This is a genomic window from Citrobacter sp. S55_ASV_140 (genome assembly GCF_018919505.1).
GTDB classification, from domain to species: domain Bacteria; phylum Pseudomonadota; class Gammaproteobacteria; order Enterobacterales; family Enterobacteriaceae; genus Citrobacter; species Citrobacter werkmanii.
Map to the genome: position 1 here is coordinate 1 of NZ_JAHLQZ010000127.1, position 11,838 is coordinate 11,838.

The window sequence follows — 11,838 nt, forward strand, 5'->3', positions numbered from 1 at the left end:
ACCTCAAATTCTGGTGAGTTTGGCAGTGCAACTGCGCCAGAACAAAAGAAAAATTGGATCGAAATACAGCTTATTGATGAACAGAGAAAACCCGTAGCGAATATGCCTTATATGGCAGATAACGATTCCACGCATAGAGGTGAAAAACCAGCTTCTTATCATGGGGTAAGTGATGCGAATGGTATTATTCGTATTGAAGAAATTCCCCGTTGCACACTGATCCTAAAGATTCAAGCCCAGCCATTGGCTGATGAAATGGAACAGCGCCCGCTAAACACTGAACAAAGAATGAGCTCCGAAACTAGAAAAATGAATGGATTCGGAATTGATGAAGAGACGGGATGTATTATCTATCACGTTGTTATCGGTAATCTTTGCGACAAAGTACCCGCCATGCCCTGGTGGGATGAACAGTATAAACAACATAACAAATATGTATGGGGAAAGGAGGGGGATTCAAATGAATATCAAGATGAGCAAGAAAGACAATACCAGGAGTTACATAAGTTAGCTCAGTATCCAGAATACCATTTTCCCGACCCTGAGTTTTCTGGGCTGAAAATTGCGGCACTTCATTTTAATGCCAGAGTATTAGTGGAAATTTGTCCGTTTAGAGCGTGGAATTTATTACTGCATAATACCAAAAATTATTCAATGGTGAACGCTTATAATCAGGGGTTGATGGCTAATTTGACCTATTCAAATAGCGATGATTTTTTCAAATTCTTTAATGGTTTCATGGATCTATCATCGATTCCTAATCTTGGAAATGGTCGTCAATTGTTTTATCCCGTCGTAATTGATGTACCTTTTAGCAAGAGTTACAAAGGTGCTGTATTTCTCGATACCGCAGAATTGCTAAAAGATACCCCTCAGAGCGAGGGGGTAGTTTTTTTTACCGAAGATAATAAATGTATGGAGTTTGCCGATACGCAAATATTTTATATCTATGGTGATGATGATGTGATCGTGGGCTGGCGTGGTTCACAGGAATTTCAGGACTGGTTAAGTGATTTTACGTTCAGACCCATAGTGACCAGCACCCGGATAGATGATAGCAAAGTGCCTCAACAACTGCTGCCAGAGGGGTTTGTCCATAAAGGCTTTTGGGATGCGTTCAGTATTGCGAAATATGTTTTTAGTAGAGAATTTAAATTTCTTATTGATCAGATTAATAAAACCGATTCTGGACATAAAACACTATATATCTGCGGCCACAGTTTAGGCGGTGCACTATCTCTGATTCATGCCACAGAGCTAAAAGCGTGGAATCCAATCCTTTATACCTATGGAATGCCCAGAACGTTTACCGTCAGTGCCATAAAGAATATGGCGGAGATAGTGCATTACCGGCATGTCAATGACGCCGATATGGTTACTTTTGTCCCGCCGGAAGCGAAGCTGGATAACGATTTATATGACTATTTTGGTACTTTTTTTGGCTTTATTGCGTCCCTAACACAGTGGGCCTATTCAAAGGGTGTGGATGACAGCGAGTGTTTTTTACATCATGGCAATGTGGTAGTTTTCTTCAGAGCGGAACAGCACTATACCTGTATGGGGCCTACTTTAGATAGCGATGGAGGGGTCTACAGAAAGACACAATATGTTAAAGCACTGTATGACAGCAGCAAGTTCTATCTTGTTCCGGTATTAGACTCAGGAGCATATTCTCAGGCTGAGAAACTCCAGTCTCAATACATCAGGCTGTTTCCACCGAACGCTAACCCGGACCAGGATTCGTTTATTAACCCGATGCATCACCTGATGGGGGATAAATATATCCCATTCTTAAATAATCAGTTGCTTGAATTATGCGATCCAGGCAGAGAAATGCAGAGAAAAAGAAAGAGAGAAAGGTTTATTAGCCGCATTGAACCCTACAAAGGTCCGGCAACGGTCTGTGAGAATGAAAGACAGAGGAATTTGCTTTTTAGTAAAATGCAAGAAGAAATGTCAGGCACATTATTAATATCAGAATCTGTGGAGGGCGGGAAAAATGCACTATTGCGATTTAAAACATTCGCTGATGAGGATGAAGAACTCTAAGCTTCTCTTGTCTCCTTTACTATTCTTGGTTCTTTCCGGATGTGACGGCAGTTTCTTTTCATCTGATGTCAGAAAAGTCACCATAGCAATGGATACGCCGGACCTTCTTGAGAAACCGTGGTTCTCCGTAACCTACCGTTCACATAAATGCCAGCGTACCCGGCGTGATGGTGATTTTAAAAAACACTACGAAGATGATTCCAGTGTCACTACCTATGAACCGGAGCGGGAAAAGAACAGTAATATTTATAGCGTCACGGTGCCGGTTGAAAAAGGCTGGTACTGTGACTGGAAACTGAGTAATGTTGAATTTAAACTAAAGTATAAAAAGGGGAGCGAAATTCTTGAGGGAATTGATGACACAATCTTTGAAAGAATCACGTTTGTGTTTGATGAACATTATCCCCGGGCTACAAATGGACAATCTCAACCCCTGCCAGGGAGGAACAAAATAATTAATGAGGAATTTTATCCCTATAAAAGGATAAACCATCTGATAGGGAATCTGGTGGAAATTTCATTTACGGGTCGTGTCTATTTTTATACCTATCGGCTTGATAATGAAATTGAACGCATTCTGTTCAGACCGATAATTCATACTGATGAGATGGTGATACTGTCAGACCCTTTGACGTTGAAGCACGGAGAAAAGGTAAAACTGGTTTATCCGGATGGCTATGTCGAATACGGAAACCCTTTTCCCGATTTTGAACGATTGCAGAAAATCAGGCGCGAGCGCCAACAAACCAGTAATTAATGTAATATTCAGCCATGATAAATTTTACCAGAAAAACGTAATCAATATCTTATCTGGTGAAACAAATATAACCACTCTAATTCATCTCAGGCTGTCAGAGGAATATATCATTTATGAGTTATCCACATGGTTATATAAGAATAAGACACAATAAACCTCTGCTTCTCACCATCTTTTATCTGCTGCTGTCCGGATGTGACGGCAGTTTCTTTTCATCTGATGTCAGAAAGGTCACTATAGCAATGGATACGCCGGACCTTCTTGAGAAACCGTGGTTCTCCGTGACCTATCGCTCACATAAATGCCAGCGCACCCGGCGTGATGGTAATTTTAAAAAACACTACGAAGATGATTCCAGTGTCACTACCTATGAGCCGGAGCAGGAAAAGAACAGTAATATTTATAGCGTTACGGTGCCGGTGGAAAAGGGCTGGTACTGTGACTGGAAACTGAGTAATGTTGAATTTAAGCTGAAGTATAAAAAAGGCAGTAAAATTCTTGAGGGAATTGATAAGACAATTTTTAAAAGAATCACGTTTGTGTTTGATGAACATTATCCCCGCGCTGCAAATGGACGATCTCAACCCCTGCCAGGGATAAATAAAGTAATTAATGAGGAGTTTTACCCTCGAAAAAAGGAAAACCATTTAGCCGGAAATCTGGTAACGCTTTCATTTACAGGACGGAAAAATTTCTACGCATACAGGCTTGATAGCGATATTGAACGTGTCATTTTCAGGCCGGTTATACATTTTAATGAAGTGGTTACCTGGATAGATCCTTTAACCTGGGGGCATGGTGAACAGGTAAAACTGGTTTATCCGGATGGTTCAGTCGAGCTTGGAGAAACTGAACCTGATTTCGAACGGCTGCAGAAAATCAGTAGTGAACGCAAAGCATCGGCAAACTAACACTCAGTAGAGATAGATTTGCCAAAAGTGTAACAATTAATTTAATCAAGGATTATGCCAAACATTGCTAGCTCTTCAATGTTTATAGTGGTTCCCAATACAATCATTATATTAAATGATTAGTGAGACTATTTAATAGATATTTTATTAGGAGGTTCATTATGTCAAAAGGTTTTGTTTTGCTTGGTGATAAAACGACTCATGGTGGAAGTGTAATATCTGCATCTTCAACCATGTTTGTTCAAGGGAAAAAAGTAGTTCTTCTGGGGGATATGGTCAGTTGCCCGATACCATTCCATGGCATTAATCCTATTATTGAAGGCTCATCAGAATGGTTTTCTGATGGTAAACCGATAGTTGTCGATGGATGCCATAGTCTGTGTGGATGTCAGGTTATTTCAAGTGCGCCGGAAGCATCAATAGGATGAAACCATGGGCTGGGAACGCCATAGAATTATCACGCCCGTAGCTCCTGAACCTCTTTCTCTCTGGCGATGGATACTGGTCGGTATATTATCAGTAATAGTAAGCATCTTACTTTTTGTATTGCATGCAACAGAGCATCTGTTTTTTATTAATGATGTCAACATCTGGCTGGTTTCACTTTTTCCAGTGTTCCTGTGGTTAATAATTGCCAGTATTAGAGGGTATTTATATGGGCGGGCGCTTGAATATTATGAGTTTTTGCAAAAAGAAATATTGATTTCTCAGCGTGAATGGCAGTCTTGGGGACAGCGCTCTATTGTCGTGATGAATAGCTGCGTATTGTTACCAGAGAAAATTACCGTTGCAATTATTGCTGGTAATTCAAAGAATATCGCAAACCAATATGATTTGGTTAATCGTATCAATTACTTACCTCAGGTCAAAAATCAATGCCATGCCGCGGCTGTTTTGCTTAACAGTATAGCTGAGTCTCTGAGCATATTACCGACTGGCATTCCGTTGCATGTAACCCTCGTCACGGATGGTTCAACTGAAGAAATTTGCTTACTACAATCCAACTTTTATCGCATCTGGCAGACAAGTTTACCTGCCAAGCCGCAGCCTTCCTCTGTACGGATTGTCATTGAGTTTCCGTGCCACCAACTGGATACGAACCTGAAAGATGCTGAAGTCAGAAGCGATCTTTTTCTGATTTTGCAATTTAATGGGCACGATAAATATTCTGATGGAATGGCTGTTTTTCTTTTAGCCAGTGATGATGTTGCGCGCAATTACGGTTTGGAAGGAAAATGTCGCTTATTGCGTCCAATGCCTCTGGATAAATCGTGTTTGTCGCAAGATTTAACCACTTTTTTTACTACACAGGTCAGTGCGAAAAAAACCAGGGCCATTGTGTCTGATTACCAGTCAATTGCTTCGTTGAGTACGCAACTCTATCCAATTGCTCATGAGAATGGTGTTCATTGGCAGGTTGAAAACACCATTGTTCTTGAACGATTCATGGGGATCCCCGGTCCATTTTCCGGTTGGCTATGTGCTGGTGTGACCGCTGATATGTCAAAGCATCACTCAGCACCATATTTGATCGTTTCTGTTCAGGAACAACAGCCATATATCTGTACCGTTTTACCCTGGAGTGATAATGAATACGACAAGCCATCTATGGAGTAGGGGAAGTCAGGCTGTGTTGTTTTTGGTAATCCTGGCGGGATTATCATGGCTGGCGAATCGCTTTGGTGAGTATCTGGGCGCAGATTCACCTACGAAGAAATTTCTCTTAGTTGTAGCCACGGCAATTTTAATTATTTTGATTCGCCTGTATCCGCATATCAGCCTTTATGCAAGGGAGCATCTGTTTCGCGTAAGCGAGGAAAATGTCGGCGTTTTTCCTGAAAATGAATCCCGAATAGAGGAAATACTCTCCAGGAATATACGGACAGGAGAAATTCGTGATGCACTAAAAGGGAATTACGGCCGCCGCTGGCGCGCCAAAACGCGTATCCTGCTGGTGATGGGGGATGCCTCTCAGGTTGAGCTGCTGGTGCCAAAACTCACCTCTCTGCGCTGGGTTGAAGGGGATGGCGTGGTGTTAATCTGGGGAGGTGGGCTCACTGAAACGCCAGATGTCACGCTGTTTGATGCGATACGCAAGCTGCATCGGCGCCCGCTGGACGGGATTGTATGGGTAACCCCCACCTTTCAGCACCAGCAGGCATTGGTTCAATCAGCACCTGTTGTCTCTTTAAGCGCAGAACAAGCAGATAATGCCGCCCGCCATCTTCAGGCTGTTTTTACCACGCTTCGCTGGCGAGTGCCGTTGTACCTTTGGTCGCTGCATGGCACACGGGATGACGTAACCCTACACTCTGCGACGTGTTTGTTTCCTGCAGGATGCACCACGGCTTTATGTCGTTCGCAGTTGACCTCGCTCGCAATACAGATGGCGGAGCAGGGCACGCAGCAGGTTACGCGCAATATCCGCGATAACGTCTTACTGAAAATGGCTAATTTGCTGATGCCTGGCGCAGAAGCCATCAGCGAATCGTTGTCCACTTTTTTTAGCCCGCATCGGCCATTGCCGCTGGCGGCGGTCATCTTGAGCCAGTATGCGGAAAGTACCTCATCGGGCGTTGCGCATGCCTGGAGGCGTGATGATCGCTGGAGTGCGCTGCTTGATTCACTCCCTGCGTTACCAGCTGAACTTAAGGCACAGCGTACAGGCCGTTCAGGGATGGGGGGGTTGGCAGTCTGTACAGCCGGTTTGATACTGCTATGGGGGGCGGGAATGGTGGTGTCTTTCCTGGCGAATCGCAATCTGATCGGCGAAAGTCTGGATCAGGCGAGACTGGCAGGCGGCCCGGATAAACCGCTCGCCGAGCGTCTTACGGCGCTTTCCGCTCTTCAGCAAACGCCAGGCATGCTTCGCTGGCGTCAGCAGAATGGAGTGCCGTGGTACTACCGCTTCGGTTTAAGTCAAAATGATGCTCTGCTGGATGCGCTATGGCCGCGTTATACGCGTATCGCTATTCCGCTCCTGCGTGATGAAGCCGCTCAACATCTTACTCAGGAATTAACGGCTTTAACCCGACTGGCTCCAGACAGCCCGCAGTTTGCTGCCCAGGCAAAGATCGCCTACAACCAGCTGAAAATGTATCTGATGCTCTCCCGGCCTGAACAGATGGAGGCGTCATTTTTTAGTCAGGCGTTGATGCAAGACTGGCCGGAGCGAGCAGGTATTTCGCGTGCATCATGGCAGGGCGTTGGGCCTGGCCTCTGGCAATTCTGGGGAGAACACCTTCAGGCGCATCCTGAATGGAAAATAGCAGCCGATAAAAATCTTATTAGCCAGGTGCGAACGCTGTTAATTCGTCAGATGGGGATCCGCAATGGCGAAGCTGCCCTGTATCAGAAAATCATTGAACAGGTAACTCCGCATTACACCGATCTTCGTCTGGAAGACATGACCGGCGATACCCGGGCAGAGCACGTATTTTATACCCGCAGTTCGGTTGCTGGCGTGTATACCCGCAAAGCCTGGGAAGAGGAGGTTTTGCCCGCCATAGAGAAAATCGTAAACAACCGCCGGGAAGAAATGGATCAGGTGCTGGGGGATGATACGCATTCTGCAAGCGATCCTCTTTCTCCCCAGGCATTAAAGACGCGTCTTAGCGAGCGTTACTTCACGGATTTTGCCGACAACTGGCTCGATTTTCTCAACAGTATTCGCTGGAAGCGCACCCAGACGCTAAGCGATGCTATCGATCAACTCACGTTGATTGCCGATATCCGTCAGTCTCCTCTGATTGCGTTAATGAATACGCTCGTCGTTCAGGGACGCACAGGGTTAACCGGTGAAGCGCTGTCGGACTCATTGGTGAAGTCGGCAAAGGAGCTATTTAACACTAAAGAAAATCAAACCATTGACCAGCATGCGCGGGAAGAAGGCCCTATGGCGAGTACCTTCTCGCCAATCCTGGCCTTGATGGATGAACAATCGGCCGGGCAGGATATCAGCCACCTGAGTCTGCAAACCTACCTGACCCGGGTAACGCAGGTCAGGCTAAAACTCCAGCAGATTACTAACGCTGCCGATCCGCAGGGAATGAGTCAGGCCCTGGCGCAAACGGTATTTCAGGGCAAAACCATCGATCTCACCACCACGCGTGACTATGGCAATCTGGTGGCGGCCAGTCTGGGGCAAGCATGGAGTGGATTTGGTCAAACCATGTTTGTTCAGCCGCTGGAGCAGTCATGGCAGCAGGTATTGCAACCGACCGCGGCGGGCCTGAATGCGCAATGGAAGGCGCTGATTGTGAATGACTGGAACAGTGCATTCGGCGGACGATATCCGTTTCGCGATGTTGGCAGCGAGGCTTCTCTGCCGCTGCTGGCGCAATATCTGCGAAGCGATAATGGTCGGATCCCGCATTTTCTCGAAAGCCATTTAAGCGGTGTGCTGCATAAACAGGGACGTCACTGGGTTGCCGACACGGTGAATGCTCAGGGACTGGTGTTTAATCCGGCGTTCCTCGAGGCGATGGACCAGCTCAGTCAAATTGCGGATGTCGCATTTATTCGTGGAGAAGCCGGGATGCGTTTTGAGCTGCGTCCTGGAACGGCGCGGGATGTAATGCAGACCGACCTCGTACTGGATGGGCAGAAACTCACCTACGTTAATCAGATGCCAGCGTGGAAAAACGTTGTCTGGCCTGCCGATACGCAAGCGTCAGGGGCAACCCTAAGCTGGGTGAGCACCAATACGGGAACCCGAATCTACTCAGATAACCCCGGTACCTGGGGGTGGATACGACTGCTTGAGAAAGCGGAGATAACCGATAACGCTGGCGTAAACAGCGGTTTTAACCTGCGCTGGACAGCGCAGGATGGATTGCCGCTGAACTACACCCTGCGAACGGAAGCAGGTGAAGGCCCGCTCGTATTACTCAAACTCCGCGACTTTGAACTACCAGAAGCAATTTTTGTTGTTAGCAGCAAGATTTCCTCAGAGGAAGAAGAATGAGCGCTCTGAAACGTCTACTGGCTGCCAGCACGGCTTCGCCAGATGAACAACGGCAACTAATTGAACAGGCGCAAACGCAGACTGCGCTATGGCAAAACTGGCTATTGCCCATTTCAGCAGCCAACCCTGGTGGTGAAGATTCTGGCTATGACGATGATTTTCAGCGTATGCGAGAGGAGGTGAATAAACTGTCTGGCGCGCAAACGGAGCTCATCATTGAGCTTGCGGAAAAAATTCTGACCCATACCAGTAAAGATGTCCGTGTTGTCACCTACTACACATGGGCGCGTTTGCATCAGGATGGTGAGTCCGGCCTGGCGGATGGTCTGATTTTGCTGGCTGGCCTGATGCAGCAATATGGCGATTCTCTCCATCCCTTAAGAGCCAACAGCCATAAGGCCGCCCTTGAATGGCTGGCAGGCGGGCGGATGCTGGATAGTCTGGCGCGTTTTCCCGAGGTTTCACGACCTGACACGCAACGGATCGCCGGTGCGCTGATGCTGCTGGAGCAGCAGTTTAGTCAGCGAGAAGAGAGTATTCGTCCAGGGCTTGGGGCGTTGTATAGCGCGCTGGAAAATCGGCTGGCGCAGTCTGGCGGCGCTCAGGCATTGGTACCGCAAAATATCAGCGCTCAACCCAGCCGACACAGCGCAGAAACCCCCGTCCTCAAAAGTATTGCTTCTGGCCGTGAGCTGCTGGAACAGGCACGGGTGTTGGCAAAATACTTAAGCGATCAGCCAGAAGGCTGGCTGGCGGCGCATCATTTGATGAAAAGCGTGCGCCTCGATACGGTCAGCCAGCTTCCTCCGCCAGATGGCGCCGGACGTACACGCTTGGTACCGCCCAAGAGTGATTACCGCGCGCAGCTCAAACGTCTGTATTTGCAGCAAAACTGGACTGAACTGATTGAGTTAACTGACAGCTTATTTGTCGAGGGAGTGAATCATTTCTGGCTGGACGTGCAGTGGTACCTTCATCAGGCGCTAACCAGGGCGGGTTCGCCATGGGATAAAAATGCCACGATTATCATCAGCGATCTGAAAATGCTACTACATCGGATGCCGGGTCTGGAAACACTGGCTTTTCACGATGGAACTCCCTTTGCTGACGATGTCACCCGCGAGTGGATAGCCCGTGACGTGCTGCAGGAAAGCGACTGGCGGACGGAAAAAGTCGCTGCGACTACCGCTGGGGTGGATGACGATATTCTGCTCCTTGAAAGCGAGGCGCTGGCGCTGGCGGATAGCGAAGGTATTGAAGCAGCGCTTGCCTGGCTTCAGACTCGCCCCGGCATTATTTCACCTCGACAGCGTTGGTTACGCCAGTTGTTGATGGCCCGTCTGACCGAACAATGTGGGCGCAACGATCTCGCGCTGCATTTGCTTGGCGAATTGAATACGACAGCACACGCTCTCACCCTCAAACAATGGGAGCCTGAACTGCTGTTTGAAGTCAAAGCGCGACGGCTGAAACTTCTGCGTTTAAAAGCCAACCGCAGTGAAAGTGACAAAGCGCGTCTGACGCCAGAGATGGACTCTCTGTTGTCCGGTTTGGTCGCCATTGATCCCGCCAGAGCCGCCGTCTTGTGTGGCTAAAACTAAAAAAGCGAACTGTAAAATGGAAGATTTAACTCTGCGTTATTATGACGCGGAAATGCGTTATTTAAGGGAAGCGGCAAAAGAGTTTGCGCAGGCGCATCCGGATCGTGCAGCGATGCTGGATCTGGATAAAGTCGGCATTCCCGATCCGTATGTGGAGCGATTATTTGAAGGTTTTGCATTTTCGATGGGACGCTTGCGCGCCAAAATCGATGATCATCTCCCTGAATTTACCGAAGGCTTAATGAGCCTGCTGTGGCCACATTATTTACGTACCATTCCCTCCTTAAGTATTGTCGAGCTTTTACCTGATATTGATGTACTGAAAATGAGCGAACGGATCAATGCGGGGTTTGGTGTATTGTCCCAGCCAGTTGGCCCTAAAAAAACGGTATGTCAGTATCGTACTACTCAGCCCGTCACGCTCAATCCACTGTCTGTCACGGTGGTGAATATTGATGCTGAACCTGACGGACGCTCGGCCATCCGTATGCGAATAAAGTGCAATCCACAGATGGACTGGTCGCAAACCGATCTGACGCGCCTCAGTCTTTATCTGAGCGGCGACGCACCGGTGACCCACGCGCTGCACCTTGCTTTGACAAAGCGTCTGGCCTCTCTTTATTTGAGACTCCCCAATAGCGTAGAACGTATTCGACTGGAGGGGTATTTTTCCCCGGGCGGATTTGCCAGTGAAGACAGTTTATGGGCAAAAGGCGATACGGCGTTTGGCGGTTGGCAATTATTGCTTGAGTATTTTACGTTCCGCGAAAAATTTATGTTTGTCCATCTTAACGGCCTGGAAAAGGTAACGTTTCCTGCCGGTATAGCGTGTTTTGAAATAGAAGCTGTACTGACTCAACAGTGGAGTTCTGAGCTTCCTCTGGGGAGTGAAAACATCCGTCTTCATTGCGTTCCGGTTATTAATCTCTTCACTCTGGAAGCCGATCCGCTGGTGGTTAATGGGCTTGAAAGCGAATATTTGCTGCGTCCGCGCAGATTGCAGGATGGTCACACGGAAATTTATTCGGTAGATGCGGTTTCAGGTTCGCAGCGAACGCGTAATGCCGTCTATGTCCCCTTTACCAGCTTTCGCCACAAGGGAGGCATGATGCGCCGTAATGCGCCTGAACGTTACTACCATACTCGCGTCAGACGCGGCGTATCCGGATTGTATGATACCTGGCTGATACTCGGAGGAGATGCCTGGGAGCGGGATCGTCTGGCTGAGTATGAAACCGTGTCTTTGAAAGTGACCGGCACAAACGGTCAGCTACCCAGACGAGCGTTGCAGAGTTCATTGCTTAATCGTTGTGAGCAGATCCTCCAGACGCCGCTTGCCGTGCGTAATCTGTGTAAACCGACTCTCCCCGCTTACCCTCCCGCTGAGGATCGTTTTCACTGGCGAGTGTTGAGTCACCTGGGATCCAGCTTTCTGAATATGATGGCCAGCGCTGAAGTGCTCAAAGGAACGTTGTCTCTCTATAACTGGCAGGATGATGAGCTTAATTATCGTCGTCTGGATGCGATCATGGATGTTCAACAACATGAAATACA

At 47.6% G+C, this 11,838-nt stretch carries 8 protein-coding genes; all 8 read left to right on the forward strand.

Translation table 11 applies throughout. The features are described 5' to 3' along the window. Window positions 1-2,049: lipase family protein (locus KQJ18_RS16715; RefSeq protein ID WP_216422342.1), on the forward strand; the 2,049-nt coding region annotated here is incomplete at its 5' end. After that, entirely contained in the window at window positions 2,036-2,806 is a 771-nt protein-coding gene (locus tag KQJ18_RS16720) for a hypothetical protein (protein WP_199952309.1), read from the forward strand. The genes KQJ18_RS16715 and KQJ18_RS16720, both read left to right, overlap by 14 nt. 113 nt (window positions 2,807-2,919) lie before the next feature. Then, window positions 2,920-3,717 carry a hypothetical protein gene (locus KQJ18_RS16725; protein ID WP_148043746.1) on the forward strand — a complete coding sequence of 266 codons (798 nt, stop codon included), beginning with the start codon at window positions 2,920-2,922 and terminating at the stop codon, window positions 3,715-3,717. Between the two features lie 161 nt (window positions 3,718-3,878). Then, window positions 3,879-4,145: a PAAR domain-containing protein gene (locus KQJ18_RS16730; protein ID WP_110496860.1), complete on the forward strand. Its 267-nt coding sequence runs from the start codon at window positions 3,879-3,881 to the stop codon at window positions 4,143-4,145. Between the two features lie 4 nt (window positions 4,146-4,149). After that, entirely contained in the window at window positions 4,150-5,334 is a 1,185-nt protein-coding gene (locus tag KQJ18_RS16735; protein WP_216422343.1) for a hypothetical protein, read from the forward strand. A gap of 13 nt (window positions 5,335-5,347) precedes the next feature. Further along, window positions 5,348-8,683, forward strand: coding sequence for an ImcF-related family protein (locus tag KQJ18_RS16740; RefSeq protein ID WP_346014724.1), 3,336 nt, complete (start codon window positions 5,348-5,350; stop codon window positions 8,681-8,683). After that, complete coding sequence (gene tssA / locus KQJ18_RS16745; RefSeq protein WP_216422346.1) at window positions 8,680-10,278, forward strand: type VI secretion system protein TssA; 1,599 nt, start codon at window positions 8,680-8,682, stop codon at window positions 10,276-10,278. Before KQJ18_RS16740 ends, tssA begins: the two co-directional genes overlap by 4 nt. A gap of 22 nt (window positions 10,279-10,300) precedes the next feature. After that, a partial coding sequence (gene tssF, locus KQJ18_RS16750; RefSeq protein ID WP_216422347.1) for a type VI secretion system baseplate subunit TssF occupies window positions 10,301-11,838 on the forward strand: 1,538 nt, incomplete at its 3' end.